The organism is Pseudarthrobacter polychromogenes (assembly GCF_014644495.1).
In the GTDB taxonomy this organism is placed as follows: domain Bacteria; phylum Actinomycetota; class Actinomycetes; order Actinomycetales; family Micrococcaceae; genus Arthrobacter; species Arthrobacter polychromogenes.
In genome coordinates this window covers 162687-183510 of record NZ_BMKU01000008.1, presented here as the reverse complement: position 1 = coordinate 183510, position 20824 = coordinate 162687, and the positions used below count along the sequence as shown (strand labels likewise).

Genomic DNA, 20824 nt, shown 5'->3' with positions numbered 1-20824 from the left:
GCTTCGCTCTAAGGACTAGAGAACGAAGGCGAAGACCAGGCCGAGGATGGCGAGGGCTTCGGTGAGCGCAAGGCCGAGGAATGCGATCGGCTGCAGGACGCGCTGTGCTTCCGGCTGACGTGCAACGCCGTTGATGTAGGCAGCGAATACGAGGCCAACACCGATACCACCGCCGATTGCGGACAGACCGTAACCTACGAGGTTGAGATTGCCTTCCATTTTTCTTCCTTTCAAGATGCCACCCGTGTGGCAGGTTGTTTGGGTTGCTCTATCCCCGCGAGGGGAAGTTTTGTGTGCCTTGCGGCGCAATGCCGTGCGGCTGGTGCCTAGTGGCTGTCGGCGTGAAGCGCGCCTTCGATGTAGATCGCGGTCAGCAGGGTAAAGACGTACGCCTGCAGGACCATGATCAGGGCTTCAAGCATGTACATGGCGATCGCGCCGGCGAGGACCAGGAGGGAGGATCCCTTCAGCAGGATGTTCTCCTGCATGACGAGGAACTCGATGCCGTAGCCTGCGATCATCACGATGAGGTGGCCTGCCAGCATGGTGGCGAACAGACGGAGGCTGTGGGTGACCGGCCGGACCAGGAAGTTGGAGATGATCTCGATCGGGATCACGATCGGAAGGATGTACCAGGGAACACCTGAGGGCACGGTGGCCAGCTTGAAGTAACGGAGCCCGTTCTTCTTGACGCCGATGGCGATCCAGGTGAAGTAGACGATACCGGCCAGCACATAGGCTCCGCCCACGTGGGAGAACGTGGGGAGCTGGAAGAACGGGATGGCGCCGTAGATGTTGTTAACCAGGATGAAGAAGAAGAGGCTGAACAGCAGCGGGACGTACTTGATGAAGTCCTTGCCGCCGATGATGTCCTTGGCGATTCCGTTGCGGACGAAGCCGTAGGCGGCCTCGCCGGCGAACTGGAGCTTGCCGGGTACCAGCTGCTGCTTGCGTGCAGCGAGCACGAAGAAGACGGCGATAAAGACGACAGAGAGGAGGACCAGCAGCATCTGCTTGGAGAATCCTTCTGCGGCACCCCACGGCAGGATTGCCGGCAAATGCATTTCGTTAATACCAGGAGGAGTGAACTCTCCTGAATCTTGGGCCGGGAGCGCAAGCGCGATCAACGCGTTTCCTCTCTGCAGTGTCCATCATTGGGCGTTGGGCGGGGATCGGCAGCCTGATGGCCTGCTGTTCCCCCTGTGAAATTATTTGGCATTAGTGTCGCCGTCCTGGGACGGCCCGCTGGCAGCATGGCGCTCCCCAGCGTTGTTTCGAGAACTGGTAAGGCCATGCATGTGGGAAAGGTAAAAACCTCCGACGGCTCCAAGCAGAGCGCCTGCGAGCACAATCCAGCGCGTTCCCCACACGTAATCCAGTCCCCACCCTATCAAACTCCAGACGATGATTCCGCCAATGATGTAGCTGAATACGGCCATGCCGGCGTTGTATCCGCCGCTGGTTCCGTCGCCTGATACACCGGGGGCGGAACCGGTCGATCCACCGTTGCCGTTGCGGCCTTCGTTGGGCTTCTTCGGATCACGCATCGGGGTTTTCCTTGGTTTCTGGATCGTTGTAGATCTGGAGGCGCGCTTTGCTGAAACCGTAGACCTCAGCCGCCTGCCACAGCACCACCGCGGTGACGGCGCCGGCAACAAACCAGCGCCCGTTAAGCCACTGCGGAGCTCCCACCACGAACAGGACGACGGCGAAACCGACCACCTTGACGAAGTAGGTTGCCACGAACATGCCAATGGCACCGGAAGGATTGCTGCGGCCCACGAAATGCCCTACAAGGAGGCTGATTCCGAAGAAGAGCATCACCAACACGCCACCGGACGTACTGGAAAGCGCCCCGTTCACCCCGTCCAGCAGCATGGCCGGTACAGCGCAAAGCAGCAGTCCGCACGCAGAAACGATCGAGCTCAGCTTGAGGAGGTTCAGCCAGAGCGACGGCGTGGGGCCGGATGCGCCAACGCGTCCGTTGCCGGACAGCGGTCCGGACTCGGCGTTGGAGGTCATTCGATCCCAATCGTCGGCACCTGCGGAAGATCGTCAACAGGCTGTATGGAGGGGCAGCTTTGGCTGCCCCTAAATTCTACACGAGATAGAAATATTTCCGCACGGACGTTACGCCCGGGTCTCTTCCCCCCTGCGGGCAAGGTAGGGCCAGGCAGTGATGAGGCCCATGACCAGGGTGGCGAAGAGGTCGATGGACAGCACAATCTGCCACGGGAAAATGGCGAAGGCCAGTCCCCCGAAGGAGAGGATGGCGGTCCAGAGGTACATCAGGATGACTGCAGTGCGGTGCGAATAGCCGATGTCCAGAAGCTTGTGGTGCAGGTGCCCTCGGTCGGCAGACCATGGCGAGCGGCCCCGGGCAGTGCGCCGCACCACCGCCAGGCCGAGGTCCAGCAGCGGAAGGAAGAGGACCGCGAACGGAAGCAGGATGGGAATCACCGTGGAGATGCCGTTGACCCTGTCGTAGAGCCCCGAGGTGATCTGTCCCGTGGACACTACACCCGCCGACGCCATCAGCAGCCCGATCAGCATGGCGCCGGAATCGCCCATGAAGATCTTGGACGGAAACCAGTTGTGCGGCAGGAAGCCCAGGCAGCTGCCCACCAGGACCGCGGTAATCAGTGTCGCAAGGTCTGAATAGTCCAGCAGGACCGCGTTGCGGTGCACCCAGTAGGCGGTGAAGAAGAACGCGGTGCCGCCGATGATGGCGACGCCTGCGGCAAGGCCGTCCAGCCCGTCGATGAAGTTGAACGCATTCATCGTGGTGACGATCAGGCCGGCAGTCAAGAGGACCTGGACGGTTTCATTCTCGAGGTGGATCGGCTCCGGAACCCAGGGGACGATGGTCATCTGTACTCCCCAGATGGCCACGGTAAAGCCTGCAATGCTTTGGCCGATCAGCTTCACCCACCACCGGATGTCCAGCAGGTCATCGGCGACGCCAACCAGCACAATGACGGCTGCGCCGGCGAGGACGCCCCATGGCGAGAAGTTGTTCCGGTAGATGTCCTTCACGAAAAAGGACTGGCTGGCAACGATGAGGGCCACCACGACGCCGAGGAAGATCGCCACGCCGCCCAGGCGCGACACGGGAATGGAATGCATATCGCGGCTTCGGATGGGCATGTGGAGTTCAAGCCGGTGGCCGACGACCCGGGCCCCCCATGTAGCCGCGTAGGAAACGACAGCAGCGGTCAGTCCCATCAGCAGGTACATGATCATGGGGCGGGTTCCGTTTCCGGGGGGACGCTGCAGCCGGGCAACGGCACTGGCATCTGGTCCTTGGCTATGGGGCTCACTGGCCGGGAATCTGTTCTTCGATAAATGAAACTTCTCCGTCGCCGAGCGCGCAGCAGGCAGTGCGTATTTCCTCATACGCGGTGCCTTACAGGGCTGTATTACAGTGGACTCTAGTCAAAGATACTAGCGCCAACAGCTTCATGGCTTCGCGCCACACTGGCGCATTGCGAGCGGGGAAATCCCTGTCAGCCATGCTGAAAGGACCCCCATGACCCCCCGCATAGCAGTTGCCGCCGTGACCTTCGACCGGCCGAAGGAACTGGCCGTCCTGCTGGATTCCATCAACGCCCAGACGGCCGCAGTGGACACAATCTGCCTGGTTGACAGCGGCAAAACCCCGGCGCGTGAAACAGCCGGTGTGCATCCAAACGTTGATTACGTCCGTTCGGAGGCCAACCTCGGCGGTGCGGGCGGCTTCGCCCTGGCAGCACTCAAGGCAGTGGCCAGCGGAGCCAAGTGGATCTGGATGATGGATGACGACGCCGAGCCGGCGGATCCGGAATGCCTCGCCACGCTACTGCGTGAGGCTGAGGCAAGGGACCTGGAGGCGGTAGTTCCGCTGGTGACCGCGCCTGGCCAGCCGGACCGGCTGTCCTTTTTCTTCCGCCTTGACGGCAAGGTGACGCACAGCCGCGCCGAGGTGGAGAAGCTTGGCTTCCTGCCCAACGACGGGCACTTCTTCAACGGCGCGCTGATCCGCTCCGACGTTTTCTTCAAAGTGGGACTGCCGGACATGCGGCTGTTCATCCGCGGCGACGAGGTGGACTTCACCATTCGGCTGCGCAAGGCGGGCGTCAGGTTTGGCACGGTGACCACCACCGCCATCACCCACCCGCATGCGTTCTCGGAAACCCAGCATGTGTTTGGCGCAGGCTGGCACGTCATCGTCCCGGAGTCCGCGTTCAAGCGGTACTACTATTACCGGAACCGCGGCTACCTGATCCGCCGGTACTTCCGCGTCCGGTCCTTTATTGCGGACGTGGGCGGGTATGCAGGCTATTTCGCGCAGCGGCGGGACCTCAAAGGTTTCCTGGGTTGGGCCAGGTCCTTCTCTGCCGGCCTGCGTGGCAGGGGCTTTGCCCCGCTGGAGGACCAGAAGTTCTAAGAAGCACTTCCGGTCCTGCCGCGTTTACTTGCCGGGCCTGGGAACGGTTCGCTTCAAGCGGCGGCTTCCCAATAGCCACAGCAGGACCCAGGGTTCTCCGAGCACGCGGTAGGCAACACGGCGGGGATGCAGCAGCAGCCGCCAGGCCCATTCCAGCCCCATCCGTCCCAGCCATCGTGGTGCAAGCTTCTGGAAGCCGGCCAGCTGTTCGATGGCTCCCCCCACTGCGCAGTAGGTGGCCGGGGGCATGTCGGCGAGGCGCCGCTGCAGGACTTCCTCCTGGAGCGGCATGCCCAGGCCCAGCAGGACAAGCTGCGGCCGCTGCCCGTGCAGCCATTCAACAGCCCGGTCTTCGAGGTCCCCGTTCCAGCCCTCTCCGGGCAGGCCCGCCACCTGGGCGCCGGGGACGATCGACTCCAGTTGCCTGACGGCCGCGGCATTTGCCTCGGCGCCGGCGCCGATCACTGCAATCCGCTCCAGACCGCGCACCTGGCCCAAAGCCGGAAGCCAGTCCGTGGTACCCAGCCGGTAGTCCATGACCGGCCCTTCGGCTTTGCCGGTCCTCCCCCATAGCCAGAGCACGGGCGCGCCGTCCAGCAGGACCACATCGCTGCGCTTATATAGGTCGTGGAAATCCTCATCCGAGAGCGACAGTGTGACGCTGTGCAGGTTGTGCCCCAGTACCGTGCGGGTGGAGCCTTCCTCGACGAAGCGGCTGAGTTCCGCCACCAGGTCCGGAACGCGAAGCGGGGTCGCATCGACCTCCAGCACCGGGATCCGCTGGCGGTCAAGTGCCATCACGGCTCGGGGTCCCGAACCGGAGCCGGGACAGCTGCGGGCTCCTCGGAAGGAGACTCCACAGCGGCAGTCCGAACAACCGAAGACCCGCCGGCAGGGGCTGCTTCTGCCGGTGCTGCTTCCGCAGGCGCGGCTTCGGCAGGTGCCGCTGCTGTTGCTCCGGGTGCCGCTTCTGCCGGTTCCTCCTCGGCCATGGGGATCTCGCCCAGGCCCAGGACTCCGGGTACGTGCTCGCGAAGCTGGTCCAGGGTCACCGCACCGTTCCGGACCACGCGCAGGCGCGGACCCGTGGCATCGACAATCGTGGACGGTACTGCGGCCTCGCCTTCCAGTGGCCGGAAGCCGCCTTCAAGGTAGACCTCCACGGAGTCCGCCAGCTGCTCGCGGGCGGCGGCGGCGGTCTGTCCGGCGGCATGGCCGGTACGGTTGGCCGATGATACGGCCAGGGGGCCGGTAAGGGTCAGCAGCTCCTGGGCGATCTCATCGTCCGGCATGCGGAGGGCCACAGTGCCCTTGGTCTCGCCAAGGTCCCAGTCCAGGGATGGCTGCGCGTGCAGGATGAGGGTGAGGCCTCCGGGCCAGAAAGCTTCCGCCAGTTTGCGGGCGTCGGCCGAGACGTCCGTGGCGAGGCCGTCGAGGGCATTGATCCGCGGGATCAGCACGGGCGGCGGCATGGTGCGGCTGCGCCCCTTGGACACCAGCAGCATGGTCACGGCCTGGGGCGAGAAGGCGTCGGCTGCAATTCCGTAGACCGTGTCCGTGGGAAAGACCACGCACTTCTTTTCGCTGATGGCACGCTGGGCGTGCTCAAGTCCCTTGGCCCGCTCGTCGTCGCTGGTGCAGTTGTAGGTAGTGGTCACTCGCCTATTCTTTCATTCGCTGTGGTCCGGATCTGCGAGCAGGGCGCTGGTGGCGCGCTCCTTGCCGTTGAGGTCCAGATGCGTCCTGATCCCGGTCCAGTTTCCTGTCCCGGCCAAATGGTCCGAAATCCAACCCGCCTGGACTTCTGCATGCTCCATCACAAAGTAGCCCCCCGGCCGCAGGAGGCGGGCAGCGGAGGCAGCGGCCGCCGTCGGAAGTTCCATGCCGTCCGCTCCCCCGCCGTACAGCGCCTCCGGCGGGTCATGAAGGGCGACTTCCGGCTCGGTGGGGATGGCTTCGGCGGGAATGTACGGCGGATTGGACACCACGACGTCGAAAGTTCCGTTAAGCTCGGGCAGCGCGTTCCTTAGGTCCCCCAGCACAAGCCGGACACCCAGCGGTGCCAGGTTTTTTGCTGCCCAGGCGTGGGCGAAGGGGCTGAACTCGACGGCGTGCACCTCCGCGCCCGGCACCTCATGGGCGATGGAGCCTGCAATGGCACCCGAGCCCGTCCCGAGGTCGACGATCCGCGGGCGGGCCATCCCGCGGACGTGGTCGATGACCAGCTGCGCAACCGATTCGGTCTCGGGGCGGGGTACGAAAACGCCGGGGCCAACAGCCAGCTCAAGGTAGCGGAAATGCGCCACTCCGGTGATGTGCTGCAGCGGTATGCGGCTGGCGCGTTCCGCCACCAGCGCCTCGTAACCCTCCGGCGCGGGCGCATCTCCCAGCATCATGGCACGCAGCCGGCCGAGCCCCACGTTCAGAAGGTGGTCGGCCAACAGCTCGGCGTCCACCCGCGGACTGGGGACGCCGGCGCCGCGGAGAATGTCCGTTGCCGCGCTGACAGCGTCCGCAAGCGACTGGCCTGGCTCGAGTGTCATGTCTGGAATTTACCGAAGGGACTAGTCGCCGATGGCGTCCAGGCGTGCCTGTTCGTCCATCTCGATGGCGGACTGGATGACCGGCTCCAGGTCGCCGTTCATGACCTGGTCCAGGTTGTACGCCTTGTACCCGGTGCGGTGGTCCGCGATGCGGTTTTCGGGGTAGTTGTAGGTGCGGATGCGCTCCGAACGGTCCATGGTGCGGATCTGGGATTTCCGCTGGGCGGAGTTCTCGGCGTCGATCTGCTCCTGCTGGTGCGCCAGGATGCGTGCCCGGAGAACGCGCATGCCCGCTTCACGGTTCTGCAGCTGGGATTTTTCGTTCTGCATGGCCACCACGATGCCCGTGGGAAGGTGGGTGATGCGCACGGCGGAGTCCGTGGTGTTGACGGACTGGCCGCCGGGGCCGGAGGACCGGTAGACGTCGATCTTGAGGTCGTTCTGGTTGATCTCGAGTTCTTCGGGCTCATCCACTTCGGGCAGGACCAGGACGCCGGCGGCCGAGGTGTGGATGCGGCCCTGGGATTCGGTGACGGGAACGCGCTGCACCCGGTGCACGCCGCCTTCGAACTTAAGGCGGGCGTACACACCCTCGGCAGGATCGTTCGAGCTGCCCTTGACGGCAACCTGGACGTCCTTGTAGCCCCCAAGGTCGGATTCCGTGGCGGAAATGATCTCGGTCTTCCAGCCGCGGGACTCCGCGTACCGGGTGTACATGCGCAGCAGGTCGCCGGCGAACAGTGCGGCCTCGTCGCCGCCTTCACCGCCCTTGACCTCAAGGATCACGTTGCGGGCATCGTCAGGATCGCGCGGAATGAGGAGGCGGCGCAGTTTCGCAGCAGCCACCTCAAGGGCGGCTTCCAGCTCAGGTACCTCAGCTGCGAACTCGGGGTCTTCGTCCGCCATCTCCTTGGCAGCAGCAAGGTCATCCTGGATGGCTTCCCACTTGTGGTAGGCCTCAACGATGCCATTGAGCTGAGCCGAACGGCGCCCCAGTTTCCGGGCAAGCCGCTGGTCGGCATAGACAGCAGGATCCCCCAGCTGCGCCTGGATAGCATCATGCTCATCAAGCAGGCCCTGTACGGACTCAAACATTTAAAACCTCTTTCGACTTGTACAAGTCTAGTAACAATCATGTGGCGGCCGCGGCTGGTGGGCTTAACGACGAAGCCGCACGGATTTTTCCGCCCCGGGAGTGGCATCGGGCCTGCCGGAGCTGGGTGGCTGACGATCGAAGATCGGAAGCCGCCCAGCGAAGGGGCGGGGGCGGAAAAATCCGTGCGGCGTCAGCACCGGGGCAGCAAACTCAGCCGCTCACCGATGCGTTACTTGTCGTTATCCGACTTCGCGCCAAGCGTCGTCTTCTGGACCTGCATGAGGAACTCGACGTTGCTCTGGGTTTCCCGGATCTTGTTGGTCAGCAGCTCAAGGCTCTGCTGGGTCTCGAGTCCGGAGAGGACGCGGCGCAGCTTCCACATGATCTTGACTTCCTCGGGGGAAAGCAGGTTCTCTTCGCGGCGGGTGCCGGACGCGTTGACGTCGACAGCCGGGAAGATGCGCTTGTCAGCCAGCTGGCGGGACAGGCGGAGCTCCATGTTGCCGGTGCCCTTGAACTCTTCGAAGATGACCTCGTCCATCTTGGACCCGGTCTCAACGAGCGCGGTGGCCAGGATGGTGAGCGAGCCGCCGTTTTCGATGTTGCGGGCCGCACCGAAGAAGCGCTTGGGCGGGTACAACGCCGCGGAGTCCACACCACCGGACAGGATGCGGCCGGATGCCGGTGCTGCCAGGTTGTAGGCGCGGCCCAGGCGGGTCATGGAGTCCAGGAGGACCACCACGTCCATGCCCATTTCCACGAGGCGCTTGGCGCGCTCGATGGAGAGTTCGGCCACGGTGGTGTGGTCGTCAGCGGGGCGGTCGAAGGTGGAGGCAATGACCTCGCCCTTGACCGTGCGCTGCATGTCCGTGACTTCTTCGGGGCGTTCGTCAACCAGCACCATCATGAGGTGGACCTCAGGGTTGTTGGTGGTGATCGCGTTGGCGATGGACTGCAGGATGAGCGTCTTGCCGGCCTTCGGGGGCGAGACGATCAGGCCGCGCTGGCCCTTGCCGATGGGGGCAACCAGGTCGATGACGCGGGGGCCGATCTTTTTGGGGTCGGTTTCCAGCCGCAGGCGCTCTGACGGGTAGAGCGGAACCAGCTTGGCGAATTCAACGCGGTCCTTGAGCTCCTCGGCGGTCTTGCCGTTCACCGAGGTGACGCGGACCAGGGCGTTGAACTTCTGGCGGGCGGACTGCTGGCTGCGGTCTTCGCCTTCGCGGGGTGCGCGGATTGCACCGACGACGGCGTCGCCCTTGCGCAGGTTGTACTTCTTGACCTGGGCCAGGGAGACGTAGACATCGTTGGGGCCCGGCAGGTAGCCGGAGGTGCGGATGAACGCGTAGTTCTCCAGGACGTCGAGGATGCCCGCTACGGGCAGCAAGACGTCGTCCTCGGTAACCTCGACGTCGTCGACGTCGGGTCCCTGGGAACGTCCGCGGCGGCGGTCGTTGCGGTCGCGGAAGCGGTCGTTGCGGGAGCTGTTGTCCCGGTCCTGGCCGCCGGAGCGGTCATTGCGGTCGTTCCGGTCGCGGCGGTTGCGCCGGTTGCGGCGGCTGCCGCCGTCGGAGTCGTCGCCGTCGCGGGTGTCGCGGTTGTCGTCGCGGCGGGCGCCTTCGCGCTGGCCTGCCTCACGGCTGCCGGCGTTGTCGCGGCCGCTGTCGGCATTCTCGCGGGCAGCGTTGTCACGGCCGGCGTTGTCACGGCCGCGGGTGCGGCCGCCTTCGCGGCGGTCGGCGCGCTGGCCGGAATCGCCGGTCTCCGTGGGAGCTTCGGTGCGCTGTTCTGAAGTCCGCTGTTCGGCAACGGCCTGTTCAGCGGGTGCTTCGGCGGCCTCGGCAGCCTGCGGCGCAGCGGCAGCTTCGCCGCGGCGGCGGTTGCGGGTGCGCGGCTGGCGGCGTTCGGCAGCGCCTTCGGGCGCTTCGGTGGCCTCGGCGGCGGTTGCCTCAACCGGAGCGGCGGTGCTGGTTTCAGCGGTTGCCGGCTCGGCGGCTGCGGGGGCCACAACTCCGTCGCTGACGGCGCGCCGGCTGCGTCCGCGGCCACGGGCCCGGGTTCCTTCCGCGGGAGCTTCCGTTGCTTCTGCGGCAGCCGGGGAGGACACTGCGGGGGCAGCTGCCTGGGCGGCCGGGGTTTCGACGGCCTTTTCGGTTGCCCTGGCGGGAGCCTTGGTCATGGGAGTGCCGGCGCGGTGGGCGGAGATGGCCGAAACCAGGTCCCCCTTGCGCATCCGGGAACCGCCTGAGATGCCGAGCTGGCTGGCAAGTGCCTGCAGCTGCGCGAGCTTCAGGCCTGCAAGGCCGCTGCTCTTGGCGGGAGCTGCCGGTGATTCGGCAGCAGAAGATGATAGTTCCACAGCTGGCGACAGCTCAGTGGTTTCGGTCACGAAGGATCCTTCCCCCTCGACGGCGTCCAGACTGGGAGCTGGACGCGATGATTTGATCTGGGCTGCAGTTCAGATCTGCAGCCGGATTGCTCGGCCTTGCCGGTTGGATTTCGGCCAGCAGGGCCGGATACTGATTCACCTTGCGCTCCACCCATGGCGGGACGCCGGACTGACGCTTCAGGGGCAGTTTGAGTGCTGCAGATTCCTGCGACAGACCTAGCAGGCGGCACCGGAATGGATTGCGCAGTAAGAGACCAAGCGGCAACTAAGTGCAATAGCAGATCAGATAGGCGGAATTACCGCCGGTGCAACTCCACCTTAGCACCTTCGACGTCCACTGCCAGCTTCAGTACGCGCCAGGCAATATCCGGCGTGTTGGCCGCGGTGAACTGGCCGATGAAAGCCACGGCAGCGGCGGCTTCGGCCTCTCCGTTGGCGAGGACCAGCACCGTGGGCCCGGCACCGGAGACGACGGCGGCATGGCCTGCGGCGCGCAGCGCACCGATGAGGGCTGCGCTGGGCCGCATCGCCTCGGCCCGGTAGCTCTGGTGCAGGTAGTCCTCGGTGCCGGCCAGCAGGAATTCAGGCTTGTGCGTGAGCGCGTGGATCAGCAGGGCAGCGCGGCCGGCGTTCATGGCAGCGACGTGGTGGCCCACCGATGCCGGCAGCAGGGCACGCGCTGCTTCCGTGGACAGTTCGTAATCCGGAACCGCCACAACCGGGATCACCGAATCCGCCACAGTGGCGCTGGTGCTGCTGTACTGGTCACTGTCCTGCCATGACAGCGCCAGTCCGCCGAAAATGGCGGGAGCGACGTTGTCAGGGTGGCCTTCGATTTCACTGGTCAGCTGCAGGATCCAGTCCCGGCCCCGCCGGTGCGCCTCGGGCACCATGGCGTTGGCCGCCGAGACTGCGGCCACCACCGCGGAGGCGGAGGAGCCCAGGCCGCGCCCGTGGGGGTTGACGTTGTCAGCGGTCACCTTCAGGCCGCCGTGGCGGAAGCCCAGCCGTTCGAACGCCGCCTCCATGGCCCTGATCACGAGGTGGCTCGCGTCCCGGGGCAGGCTTTCCGCGCCTTCGCCGCGAAGCTCGAACAGCAGCTCGTCCGTTTCCAGGCTCTCCACCGTCAGGGTGTCGTGCAATGCAAGGGCCAGGCCCAGGCTGTCATAGCCCGGGCCCAGGTTGGCCGTGGTTGCCGGCACCCGAACGGTGACGATCTGGCCGGCCTCGATGGGTTGCAGTCCGACGGCGGCCGGCGAGGTGGTTTCCAAGGCTATTTTTCTTCCAGTCCCAGTTCAGCAGCAACGGTGACCACGTCGTTGGGTACCTTGACCGGCTGCACGTCGCTGCCGTCCTCCGTGCGCAGGGCCCACTGGGGGTCCTTGAGCCCGTGGCCCGTGACGGTGATGACGATGGTCTTGCCTGAGGGGACTTCCCCGGCGGCATGCTTCTTCAGGAGCCCTGCCACGCCGGCGGCCGATCCCGGCTCGACGAAGACGCCTTCGCGGGCGGACAGCCAGCGGTGCGCGCTGAGGATTTCCTCATCGGTGACGGAGTCGATCAGTCCGCCGGATTCGTCGCGGGCGCCGATGGCACCGTCCCAGGAGGCGGGGTTGCCAATCCGGATGGCCGTGGCGATGGTGTCGGGTTCGGTGATGGGGTGGCCGGCGACGAAGGGCGCCGCACCTGCCGCCTGGAAGCCCCACATCGCGGGCGTCCTGGTGGAGACGGCGGGAAGGGTACCCGCGGTTTCGGACTCGAACGGAGCGGAGTACTCCTTGTAGCCCTTCCAGTACGCGGTGATGTTTCCGGCGTTGCCCACCGGCAGGACGTGGATGTCCGGAGCGTCGCCCAGCGCGTCGACGATTTCGAAGGCACCGGTCTTCTGTCCCTGGATGCGCGCAGGGTTGACCGAGTTCACCAGGAACACCGGGTAGGACTCCCCCAGCTTCCGGGCGATGTCCAGGCAGTTGTCAAAGTTGCCATCCACCTGGAGCAGCGTGGCGCCGTGGGCGATCGCCTGGCTGAGCTTGCCCATGGAAATCTTGCCTTCAGGCACCAGGACGGCGCACTTCAGGCCGGCCGCAGTGGCGTACGCAGCAGCGGAGGCGGAGGTGTTTCCCGTGGAAGCGCAGACTACCGCCTGCGCGCCGGAGGCAACGGCCGCCGTCATGGCCATCGTCATGCCGCGGTCCTTGAAGGAACCGGTGGGGTTCATGCCCTCCACCTTGAGGTACACCTTGGAGCCGGTGAGCTCGGAGAGCTTCTGGGCATGCACCAGCGGGGTCCCGCCCTCGCCCAGGGTGATTACCCTGGTGGATTCCGTCACGGGCAGACGGTCAGCGTATTCGCGGATGACGCCGCGCCATTGGTGAGCCACTTAGACTCCTTCTACCCGCAGAACGGATGTAACTGAATTGATGACGTCCAGGCCCTTCACGGCCTCGACGGTGGCCGCAAGGGCAGCCTCTGACGCACGGTGGGTGACGATCCGCAGCTCGGCGGATTCCACGTTGGACTCCGCGTCGCGGTGGATGGTCTGCCGCATGATCTCGATGGACACGCCATGCTCGGCGAAGAGCTGGGCAATCCTGGCCAGGACGCCGGGCTGGTCGGCGACGTCGAGCCCGATGTAGTAGCTGGTGACGGCCGCGTCGATCGGCAGCGCCGAAACCTGGCCGGTGGTGGTTTCCGTCCGGCCCGGGCCGCCGAGGACCAGGCTGCGCGCGGCCGAGACAAGGTCGCCCAGGACAGCGGACGCCGTGGGGGTACCACCGGCTCCCTGTCCGTAGAACATCAGTTCGCCGGCGTTCTCGGCTTCGATGAACACCGCGTTGAAGGCGCCGTGGACGGCGGCCAGCGGGTGCTCGCGCGGAAGCAGCGTGGGGTGCACGCGCACGGAGACGCCCTCGCCGCCGCCTGTTTCTGTGTCTGCAACATTAAGCTTTTCCGCAATCGCCAGTAGCTTGATGACAAAGCCGGCGTCCTTGGCCGCGGCGATGTCCGCCGCGGTCACCGAGGTGATTCCTTCGCAGTGGACGTTTTCCAGGGCAAACCGGGTGTGGAAGGACAGCGAGGCAAGGATGGCGGCCTTTGCGGCGGCATCGTGGCCTTCGACGTCGGCAGTGGGGTCCGCCTCTGCGTAGCCAAGTCGCTGCGCTTCGGCGAGGGCATCGGCGAACTGCGCTCCGGTGGTGTCCATCTGGTCAAGGATGAAGTTGGTGGTGCCGTTGACGATGCCCAGGACGCGCGTGATGCGGTCGCCGGCAAGGCTGTCGCGGATGGGCCGCAGGATAGGAATGGCGCCGGCAACGGCGGCCTCATAGGAAAGCTGGACGCCCGCCTTGTCAGCCTCCTCGTGCAGGGTGGGGCCGTCCTGCGCCACGAGCGCCTTGTTGCCCGTGACAACGCAGGCACCGTTGCGGAGTGCAGAGAGGATCAGCGTGCGGGCAGGCTCGATGCCGCCCATCAGCTCGATCACCAGGTCCGCGTCCTTCACCAGGGTGTCGGCGTCGGTGGTGAAGAGCTCCTGGGGAAGGTCCACGTCGCGCTGGGCGTGGACGTTGCGCACGGCGATGCCGCTCAGCTGCAGCTTCGCGCCCGCGCGGGCGGCAAGGGTGTCGGCGTCCTCAATGAGAATCCGCGCAACCTGGGCCCCAACGTTGCCACAGCCCAGCAGGGCCACTTTCAGGGTTCGCAATTCGGTCATTCAGACTCCCATGTCGCGGTTGAGCAGATCTTCTTCGGTTTCCCCGCGGACAATCAGCCGGGCAGATCCGTCGCGCACCGCGACAACGCCCGGCCGGGCCAGATAGTTGTAGTTGCTTGACAGGGCCCAGCAGTAGGCGCCGGTACCCGGTACAGCAAGCAGATCACCGGCTGCCACGTCCTCGGGCAGATATACATCTCTAACAACTATGTCGCCGCTCTCGCAATGTTTGCCCACCACGCGGGACAGCTGCGGGCCGGCTGTGGAAGTGCGGGACGCCAGGATTGCCGAGTAATCCGCGTCGTACAGCACCGGGCGGGCGTTGTCGCTCATGCCGCCGTCCACCGAAACATAGCGGCGCGGATACGTAACGTTGTTGCCGCCGTCACTTGCCCCTGCCTCGGCGGGGGCGTCAACGCGTACGGTCTTCAGCGTTCCCACTTCATAGAGGGTGAACGTGGTGCTGCCCACGATGGCGCGGCCGGGTTCGATGGAGATGCGGGGAGAGTCAATGCCCAGTTCAGCGCAGGTGGAACGCACGACGGCGGCCATCGCCTCCGCAATTTCCGCTGCGGGGCGTGGGGTGTCCACAGACGTGTAGGCAATGCCGTAGCCGCCGCCAAGATCCAGTTCGGGCAGGACGATGGAGTACTTTTCCTGCATGGCGGCGAGGAAGCGGAGGAGCTTCTGGGCGGCCAGGGCAAAACCGTCCGGTTCGAAGATCTGGGAGCCGATGTGGCAGTGCAGCCCCAGCAGTTCGATGCCCGGATGCGCCGACGCAGCCGCGACGGCTTCCTCGGCAGCTGACAGGCCGGCCTGTTCAGTGGTGTCCGCTGCCATGGAAAGGCCGAACTTCTGGTCCTCGTGGGCAGTGGCGATGAACTCGTGGGTGTGGGCGTGTACGCCGGGCGTCAGCCGCAGCATCACTTTGGCCTGTTCCCCCCGGCGTTCGGCGATGTCGCCCACCCGGACCAGCTCGCCGAGGCTGTCCACCACAATCCTGCCGAGCTTCATGTCCAGTGCACGGTGGATCTCGAGGTCGGACTTGTTGTTGCCGTGCAAGGCAACGTCTGCGCCGGGTATGCCGGCCTTTGCCGCGACAGCAAGCTCACCGCCGGAAGCAGTATCCAGCCGGAGGCCCTCCTCTTCGACCCAGCGCACCACGGCGGTGCACAGGAACGACTTGCCGGCATAGTAGACGTCCACTCCCCCGCAGATATCGGCAAACGCATTGTTGAATGCATCGCTGAAGGCGCGTGCCCTGGCGCGGAAATCGTCCTCGCTCATGACGAACAGTGGTGTCCCGTACTGCTGCTGAAGCTCGCTGACCGGAATGCCGCCGACGGTGAGTTCGCCGGAATCGTTCCGGGCTGCGTCCTGTGCCCACATCTTGGGCTCCAGGGTGTTCAGGTCGGCAGGAACCGAAAGCCATTCGGGTGCCAGCGGGGAGTCTTTGCTCTGCGGTGACATGGGGGTCACATCCGTTCCGGGGCGGAGACACCCAGCAGATCGAGACCGTTGGCCAGCACCTGGCTGGTGGCGTCGTTGAGCCACAGCCGGGTGCGGTTGACGTCAGTCACCGCTTCGTCGCCCATCGGCGCAATACGGCAGGCGTCATACCAGCGGTGGTAGGCACCGGCAATCACTTCAAGGTGCCGGGCCACCCGGTGCGGCTCGCGCAGTTCGGCGGCTTTGGCCACGATCGAGGGGTAGCTGCCCAGGTAGGAGAGCAGCTCGTTCTCCGTGGCGTGGTCCAGCAGGGAAGCGTCAAAGGAGTCCGTGCCGTCCACCTGGCGTTCCACACCGGCGGCCACGGCGTTCCGGGCGGCGCCGCGGGAGCGGGCGTGCGCGTACTGCACATAGAACACTGGGTTTTCGTTGCTGTGCTTCTTCAGCAGCTCCGGATCGAGGGTCAACGGCGAATCCGCAGGGAACCGGGCCAGGGAGTAGCGGACAGCGTCCTTCCCGAGCCAGTCGATCAGGTCCTTGAGCTCGATGATGTTTCCGGCCCGCTTGGACAACTTGGCTCCGTTGACGGACACGAGCTGTCCGATCAGCACCTCGATGTGGAGCTCGGGATCGTCGCCGGCGCAGGCCGCAATGGCCTTGAGCCGGTTGATGTACCCGTGGTGGTCCGCGCCCAGCAGGTAGATCTTCTCGGTGAAGCCCCTGTCCTTCTTGGACAGGTAGTAGGCTGCGTCCGCGGCGAAGTAGGTGGGTTCGCCGTTGGCGCGGATCATCACCCGGTCCTTGTCGTCGCCAAAGTCCGTGGTCCGCAGCCACACCGCACCGCCGTCGTCGAACACGTGGCCCTGCTCGCGCAGCCGCGCCACGGCACTTTCGATGGCGCCGGCGTCGTGCAGTTCCTGCTCGGAGAAGAAGACGTCGAACTCCACGCCGAAGTCCGCAAGGGTGGCCTTGATGTCCTTCATCTGTGCCTGGTAGGCAGCGGCGCGGATGACCGGGAGGGCCGCTACTTCCGTCAGTTCGCGGATGTCCGGGTGCTCGGTAAGCACCTCGTGGCCAAGGTCGGCGATGTACTGTCCGGGGTAGCCGCCGTCAGGCACGGGAAGCCCGTGGAGCCGGTTGTAGACGGAGTGGGCGAAGACGTTCATCTGCGTGCCGGCGTCGTTGATGTAGTACTCGGCGGTGACCTCGGCACCGGAGGCGCGCAGTACGCGGGCGATCGCATCCCCCAAGGCTGCCCAGCGGGTGTGCCCGATATGCAGGGGCCCGGTGGGGTTGGCGGAAACGAACTCCATGTTCACGGTGTGGCCGGCGAGCGCCGAGTTGGTGCCGTACTGCTTTCCGGCTTCGACAATCGCCTTGGCGAGCGCACCGGCAGCAGCGGCGTCCACAGTGATGTTCAGGAACCCCGGCCCGGCGATGTCCACGGCGGACACGCCGTCGATGGACTTCAGCCGTGCGCTGAGGATCGTGGCGAATTCCCGTGGGTTTGTGCCCGCCTGCTTCGCCAGCTGAAGGGCGATATTGGTGGCCCAGTCTCCGTGGTCCCTGTTCTTTGGACGCTCCACGCGCACCTCGTCAGGCACAGCTGATGCAGGAAGGGCGATGTCGCCGGCGGCGACGGCTTCCTTCAGGCAGGCGGATATGGCGAGGGAGAGTTCTTCGGGAGTCACCCCTCTAGCCTACCGGGGCCCAGTAACAGCAAGTAATTCGGGGCGTTTCCGATGCCTGGTGGTCCACAGGAAACGGTGAAGGCGGTCACAGGTTGAACCAATACGCTGGGTTTGGCGTTGACAACACCGTAACCACCCAGCAGTTCCTGCCCCGCCCACCGATGAAACGAGAGCCCTGATGAGACCCTCAGTCCGTAAAAGTGTTTATGCCGGAATCGCAGGCCTGTCCCTGGCCGGAACGGTGGCCGCCTGCGCCCCGTCTGCCGGAGACTCCTCCCCCGCGCCCGAAGCCTCCGGCAGCAGCACCTCCGGAGGCAGTCCCTCGTCCGGCGCATCAACGCCGGCCGGCAGCGGATCCGGCTACAAGGACGGCACCTACAGCGCTGATGGAACGTACGTCTCGCCGAACGGTACCGAAACTGTGGGTGTGGAGCTGACCCTGGCGTCCGGGGCCGTCACGGACGTGCAGATCACCCAGCACCCGTCCAACCCGAACACCCGCAAGTTCCAGGGCGAGTTTGCCGGCGGGATCGCCGGGCAGGTGGTGGGCAGGAACATTGATGAGCTCAATGTTTCCAAGGTTGCCGGTTCCTCCCTCACCAGCGGCGGCTTCAACCAGGCAGTGGAGCAGATCAAGTCGGAGGCCAGGTAGGACGTGCCGGGCGGCGGCTGGGAGGAGTTTGCCTTTAAGGGGATCGGCACGCACTGGGAGATATCCTCGCCCCGGCCCCTCGATCCCCTCCTGCGGGCGCGCCTGCTCGGCCTGGTGGAGCGGTTCGACGCCGACTGGTCCCGGTTCCGGGCGGATTCCCGCGTCAGTGCCATGGCCAGGGACGCCGGAAGGTATGACTTTCCCGCGGAGGCTGGTGCGTTGGGGCAGCTGTACCGGACTCTTTATGAGGCCACCGGCGGGGGCATGACGCCGCTCATTGGCCCAAGCCTGGAGCGTTTGGGGTACGACGCCGGCTACTCCCTTCGCCCCTCCGGCTCCGCACTGCCGGCACCGGCCTGGGACGATGTGCTGGAGTGGGACGGCAGCACCCTCACCATTGGGGTTCCCGTTGTGCTGGACATCGGAGCTGCCGGCAAAGGGCTGCTGGTGGACCTGGTGGCTGCCGAACTGGAGGCGGGAGGCGTGGACGCGTTCATCGTTGATGCCAGCGGAGACCTGCTGGTGAAGGGGCCGGATCCTGTTCCGGTGGCACTCGAACATCCGTACAACCCAACACAGGCCATAGGGGTGGTGCAGCTGGCGGGCCGGGCGCTGTGCGCCTCCGCGGCCAACCGGCGCGCCTGGGGGGACGGCCTGCACCACATCCTGGACGGAAAGACCGGCCGGCCTGTCAGGACCGCCGTGGCAACGTGGGCGCTGGCAGACACCACGATGCTGGCCGACGCCCTGGCAACGGCCCTCTTCTTTGTCCCCGGCGCCGGACTCCAGCAGGCCTTCGATTTCTCCTGGCTGACCGTTTTCTCGGACGGAAGTGCAGCCCACTCCGCAGAGTTTGAAGGGACACTGTTCACATGAGCCCTGTTGAAACCCCGAAGGCGCCGCCGGGCGCCTCCCTGGGCGCGCGGCTGGACACCGCGCTGGGCCGGTTCACCATGTACCGGCTGGTCCTCCTTGTCCTTGCAGTCCTGGCTGTGTACAGCCTTGTGCTTGATGCCCTTGGGTGGCTGACGTTCGGTATTCCCGAAATGCTGGCGCACCTGGTGCTGTGCCTTGGCCTGACGTACGCGTCGAACAGGGCGCTGGCGCCACTGTTCCGGGTCCGGCCGCACTCCGAGTCCTCGCTCATCACCGGCCTGCTGCTGTACTTCCTGTTCTGGCCCTCGTTCGCCCCGCTGGACGTGGCAGGCGTGGCGTTGGCCTGCGTGCTCGCGTCGGCATCAAAGTACGCGCTCGCCTGGCGCGGCCGCCACATCTTCAACGCCGCCGCGGCGGGAGCCTTCATGGCCGGGCTCACCGGGCTCAATATCGCAACCTGGTGGGCAGCCACCCCTGCCATGCTGTGGGTGCTGGTGCCCGGCGTCCTCCTGGTCCTGCACAGGACCCGGAAGTTCCTGATGGCCTCCGTGTTCCTTGCGGTGGCCACCGCCATCATCACTGCGGAACTACTGCAGGCCGGCATGTCCGTTGGCATGGCGCTGTGGCAATCCCTGGCACAGCGGCCGCTGCTGTTTTTTGTTGGCTTCATGCTCACCGAACCACTCACGCTGCCGCCTCGGAGGTGGCAGCAGCTGGCACTGGCTGCTGTTGTTGGCGTGGTGTTCGCCGTCCCCTACAACTTCGGTTTCCTGGCCAATTCTCCGGAGGCAGCGCTGCTGCTGGGCAATGTGATCGCGTTCCTGATGGGGCAGCGGGGCAGGGTGCTCCTCCGTTTTAGTGGAACCAGGCCTTTGACGCCCAGCACCACCGAGTTCAGTTTCGAGCCGTCCCGGCCTGTCCGCTTTGTGCCTGGGCAATACATGGAGCTGGACCTTCCGCACGCAAAATCGGACGGAAAGGGACGACGCCGGGTGTTCAGCCTGACGGGTTCGCCCAGTGAACGCCTGGTCAAGTTTGGGGTGCGGACCGCGGAGCCCCTGTCCGCAGCCAAGAAGGTCCTCCTGTCGCTGAACCCGGGAGACGAGGTGACGGCCACGTCGGTTGGAGGGGATTTTGTCCTCCCCCGCGATCCGCGCAAGCCTGTCCTGCTGATTGCCGCCGGGATAGGCGTCACGCCCTACCTTTCGCATGTGTCCTCCGGAGGGTTGCGGGAGCGGGATGCAGTGCTGCTCCTGCTGGCCAGGAGCGCGGACGAGGTTGCCTATGCGGATGAGTTGCGGGCGGCCGGCATCCGCGTCCTGGTCCGCGTGGCGGATGGTTCCGTGCCGCCGTCGGGATTGGCCGGCGCGTCCTGGGATGGCACGCGGGTGGACGGCGAGGCCATCCGTGCCCTGGTCCCCGACGTCGCCGGCCGGGAGGTGTACGTCTCGGGATCCCCTGCGAGCGTTGCGTCACTGCGGCGGGCCGCCAAACAGGCCGGGGCGGCAAAAGTGCACGTTGACTCGTTCTCCGGCTACTGACTTTTCACCGCTGGGAGGCGCCTGGGGCAGTGCGGCCGCGCCGATTTTCACTTGCGGGCCACCTTACTGCTAAGCTCTAGGACGTCCCGCCGGCAACGGCAGGAACCCCGGAATGCCCTCGTAGCTCAGGGGATAGAGCGTCTGCCTCCGGAGCAGAAGGTCGTAGGTTCGAATCCTATCGAGGGCACCAACGAAAACCACCAGAAATCACGGATTTCTGGTGGTTTTCTGCATTTCGGCGGGTGCTGCATTCAACTCGCACCCCGGGCCCGGGACTCCTCCCGCGGGAACTTTTGGCCAGGGCTGTGAATTAAACCTTTCAGCAGTGCACCCCCTTTCCCATGCCCCCCCCTTTCCCATCACCGGAGCACTGCCACCCAACGAGAGGCGCGTCATCGTAGGCCGAAACGCCGTGACCAGCACGAAAGTTCCCGGGCCGGCCCTGCCCCGGG

19 protein-coding genes and 1 tRNA gene are annotated in these 20824 nt (G+C 65.5%); 5 read left to right on the top strand and 15 right to left on the bottom strand.

The genetic code is table 11. From position 1 onward, the window contains the following. Window positions 1–15: 15 nt before the first annotated feature. The 5 genes from atpE to IEX43_RS13920 all read right to left on the bottom strand — a co-directional run bounded on the left by atpE (window position 16) and on the right by IEX43_RS13920 (window position 3243). The gene (gene atpE, locus IEX43_RS13940) at window positions 16–219 is read right to left on the bottom strand and encodes an ATP synthase F0 subunit C (RefSeq protein ID WP_009356484.1); all 204 of its coding nucleotides are present in this window, start codon (window positions 217–219) and stop codon (window positions 16–18) included. 107 nt (window positions 220–326) lie between these two features. Next, window positions 327–1127, bottom strand: a complete 801-nt coding sequence (gene atpB / locus IEX43_RS13935; RefSeq protein WP_174179147.1) for a F0F1 ATP synthase subunit A — start codon at window positions 1125–1127, stop codon at window positions 327–329. Between the two features lie 81 nt (window positions 1128–1208). Next, window positions 1209–1547: an AtpZ/AtpI family protein gene (locus IEX43_RS13930; protein ID WP_066277096.1), complete on the bottom strand. Its 339-nt coding sequence runs from the start codon at window positions 1545–1547 to the stop codon at window positions 1209–1211. Beyond that, window positions 1540–2022, bottom strand: a complete 483-nt coding sequence (locus tag IEX43_RS13925) for a hypothetical protein (protein ID WP_188811877.1) — start codon at window positions 2020–2022, stop codon at window positions 1540–1542. The genes IEX43_RS13930 and IEX43_RS13925 overlap by 8 nt, the downstream gene beginning before the upstream one ends. 108 nt (window positions 2023–2130) lie before the next feature. After that, window positions 2131–3243: an MraY family glycosyltransferase gene (locus IEX43_RS13920; protein ID WP_188811875.1), complete on the bottom strand. Its 1113-nt coding sequence runs from the start codon at window positions 3241–3243 to the stop codon at window positions 2131–2133. A gap of 286 nt (window positions 3244–3529) precedes the next feature. On the opposite strand from IEX43_RS13920, the gene IEX43_RS13915 reads away from it, so the two are divergent. Then, window positions 3530–4426 (top strand): glycosyltransferase, encoded by an 897-nt coding sequence (locus tag IEX43_RS13915; protein ID WP_188811873.1) that lies wholly within the window; start codon window positions 3530–3532, stop codon window positions 4424–4426. 24 nt (window positions 4427–4450) lie between these two features. On the opposite strand, the gene IEX43_RS13910 is transcribed toward IEX43_RS13915, so the two are convergent. From IEX43_RS13910 to argS, 10 genes are all read right to left on the bottom strand, one after another. Beyond that, window positions 4451–5224, bottom strand: a complete 774-nt coding sequence (locus tag IEX43_RS13910) for a WecB/TagA/CpsF family glycosyltransferase (RefSeq protein WP_188811871.1) — start codon at window positions 5222–5224, stop codon at window positions 4451–4453. Then, window positions 5224–6084 carry an L-threonylcarbamoyladenylate synthase gene (locus IEX43_RS13905; protein WP_188811870.1) on the bottom strand — a complete coding sequence of 287 codons (861 nt, stop codon included), beginning with the start codon at window positions 6082–6084 and terminating at the stop codon, window positions 5224–5226. Before IEX43_RS13905 ends, IEX43_RS13910 begins: the two co-directional genes overlap by 1 nt. A 12-nt stretch (window positions 6085–6096) precedes the next feature. Then, window positions 6097–6969 (bottom strand): peptide chain release factor N(5)-glutamine methyltransferase, encoded by an 873-nt coding sequence (gene prmC, locus IEX43_RS13900; protein ID WP_188811868.1) that lies wholly within the window; start codon window positions 6967–6969, stop codon window positions 6097–6099. Window positions 6970–6990: 21 nt separating this feature from the next. Continuing rightward, on the bottom strand, window positions 6991–8064 hold the full coding sequence (prfA, locus tag IEX43_RS13895) for a peptide chain release factor 1 (RefSeq protein WP_188811866.1): 1074 nt from the start codon (window positions 8062–8064) through the stop codon (window positions 6991–6993). 230 nt (window positions 8065–8294) lie between these two features. After that, window positions 8295–10454, bottom strand: a complete 2160-nt coding sequence (gene rho, locus IEX43_RS13890) for a transcription termination factor Rho (protein ID WP_188811864.1) — start codon at window positions 10452–10454, stop codon at window positions 8295–8297. 296 nt (window positions 10455–10750) lie between these two features. Beyond that, the gene (gene thrB, locus IEX43_RS13885) at window positions 10751–11725 is read right to left on the bottom strand and encodes a homoserine kinase (RefSeq protein WP_188811862.1); all 975 of its coding nucleotides are present in this window, start codon (window positions 11723–11725) and stop codon (window positions 10751–10753) included. Between the two features lie 2 nt (window positions 11726–11727). Beyond that, on the bottom strand, window positions 11728–12834 hold the full coding sequence (thrC, locus tag IEX43_RS13880; protein ID WP_188811860.1) for a threonine synthase: 1107 nt from the start codon (window positions 12832–12834) through the stop codon (window positions 11728–11730). Continuing rightward, window positions 12835–14163: a homoserine dehydrogenase gene (locus tag IEX43_RS13875; protein WP_188727864.1), complete on the bottom strand. Its 1329-nt coding sequence runs from the start codon at window positions 14161–14163 to the stop codon at window positions 12835–12837. Next, entirely contained in the window at window positions 14164–15633 is a 1470-nt protein-coding gene (gene lysA, locus IEX43_RS13870) for a diaminopimelate decarboxylase (RefSeq protein ID WP_188811858.1), read from the bottom strand. 5 nt (window positions 15634–15638) lie between these two features. Beyond that, window positions 15639–17303 carry an arginine--tRNA ligase gene (gene argS, locus IEX43_RS13865; protein WP_188811857.1) on the bottom strand — a complete coding sequence of 555 codons (1665 nt, stop codon included), beginning with the start codon at window positions 17301–17303 and terminating at the stop codon, window positions 15639–15641. 178 nt (window positions 17304–17481) lie between these two features. On the opposite strand from argS, the gene IEX43_RS13860 reads away from it, so the two are divergent. From IEX43_RS13860 to IEX43_RS13845, 4 genes are all read left to right on the top strand, one after another. Then, the gene (locus IEX43_RS13860) at window positions 17482–17955 is read left to right on the top strand and encodes an FMN-binding protein (protein WP_188811855.1); all 474 of its coding nucleotides are present in this window, start codon (window positions 17482–17484) and stop codon (window positions 17953–17955) included. A 3-nt stretch (window positions 17956–17958) separates the two neighbouring features. Beyond that, complete coding sequence (locus IEX43_RS13855; protein ID WP_188811853.1) at window positions 17959–18831, top strand: FAD:protein FMN transferase; 873 nt, start codon at window positions 17959–17961, stop codon at window positions 18829–18831. Beyond that, window positions 18828–20372, top strand: a complete 1545-nt coding sequence (locus IEX43_RS13850; protein ID WP_188811851.1) for a ferredoxin--NADP reductase — start codon at window positions 18828–18830, stop codon at window positions 20370–20372. The genes IEX43_RS13855 and IEX43_RS13850 overlap by 4 nt, the downstream gene beginning before the upstream one ends. A 114-nt stretch (window positions 20373–20486) precedes the next feature. Continuing rightward, window positions 20487–20562: transfer RNA gene (locus IEX43_RS13845), tRNA-Arg, on the top strand. Window positions 20563–20824: the final 262 nt, after the last annotated feature.